Raw genomic sequence first — 1,483 nt, forward strand, 5'->3', positions numbered from 1 at the left:
TAGAGATGACACCCCTCTGCAAAGTTCAAATGGCACTCTCCTGCTTTTCGGGGCTGTAGGAGGACGTGCCGTATGACGGTGGTGTCGATGGGCGCCAAGGAGTTTTCCCGGCTTGATGTGCTGATGGATTTAGAAGCCCGTCGGGTGACCGTTCGGGATGCTTGCGGCTGCTCCGGCTCAAACGCCGACAGGTCTTCCGGTTGTTGAAGGACTTTCGCGCTCGTGGTGCGGCCAGTCTGATCTCCAAGCGGCGTGGCAAACCTAGCAACAACCGCCTGCCTCAGCCGGTCCGTGATCTGGTCTTGAGGCTCATCAAGGAGCGCTACGCTGACTTTGGCCCAACCCTGGTGAGCGAGAAGCTGCTTGAGGTTCATGACTGCCGGGTGTCACGGGAGACCATCCGCACATGGATGATCGAGGATGGGTTGTGGCTGGACCGCCGTCGGCGGCTTCCTTCTGTTCATCAGCCGCGCAACCGTCGGGAGCGCATGGGCGAACTGATCCAGATCGACGGCTCCAAGCACTGGTGGTTCGAGAACCGCGGCCCGCAATGCACGCTTCTGGCTTATATCGATGATGCCACCAGTCGGCTCCTGCACGCCGCCTTCGTGCCCTCGGAATCCACCTTCGATTATCTGCGCGAGACCCACCGATACGTCGCAGCTTATGGCCGTCCGATCGCCTTCTACTCGGACAAGCATGCCATCTTCCGGGTCAGCAACATCGCCGCAGACGGCGGCGACGGCATGACCCAGTTTGGACGCGCCCTGCATGAGCTCAACATCGACATCATCTGCGCCAACACGCCGGCTGCCAAGGGCCGCATCGAGCGCTCGTTTGGCACCTTGCAGGACCGGCTGGTCAAGGAGATGCGGCTTGCGGGCATCTCAACCATCGAGGCCGCTAACGCCTTCCTGCCGGGGTTCCTGGAGGATCACAACCGGCGCTTTGCCAAAGAGCCTTTCAGCGGCACGGATGCCCACCGTCCGGTGCCGCAGGACATCGTGCTGGAGGATATCTTCGCCTGGAAGGAGGAGCGTACGGTCACGCGCAATCTGACGCTCCAATACGACAAAGTGCTGTTCCTGCTTGAGCCCAATGAGATCACCCGCCTCTTGGCCCGTCAGCGGGTGACATTGATCGACTATCCGGATGGCCGGCTGGCGATCCGCCACAACGGGGTTGACCTGCCCTATCGCACTTACGACAAGCTACAGCGGGTCACCCAGGCCGCCATTGTGGAGAACAAGCGCCTGAGTGAGGTCCTCAGCTATGTGGCGCAGATCCAGCAGGAGCGGGACGAGCAACGCTCGGCCAAGGCACCGCGGCGGCGCGGGCAGGGCGAACGTCACATGTTCAAGACGCCGTAAGGCGCCCCGGCAGAGCAACCCCGACCAGCTCCGCCGGGGCGCCCTCCCCAACCGGTTTTAGACCCAGGGTGTCATGTCGACTTTGCACGCTGAGTGCCATTTCTGGATTGCAC

Annotated in this window: 1 pseudogene; it reads left to right on the plus strand. The window is 61.8% G+C overall.

The features are described from left to right. Nucleotides 1-72: 72 nt before the first annotated feature. A pseudogene (locus DRB19_RS29580) lies at nucleotides 73-1,370 on the plus strand (ISNCY family transposase). Nucleotides 1,371-1,483: the final 113 nt, after the last annotated feature.

Origin of the sequence: Microvirga aerophila, from assembly GCF_003332305.1 — a bacterium.
In the GTDB taxonomy this organism is placed as follows: Bacteria; Pseudomonadota; Alphaproteobacteria; order Rhizobiales; family Beijerinckiaceae; genus Microvirga; species Microvirga aerophila.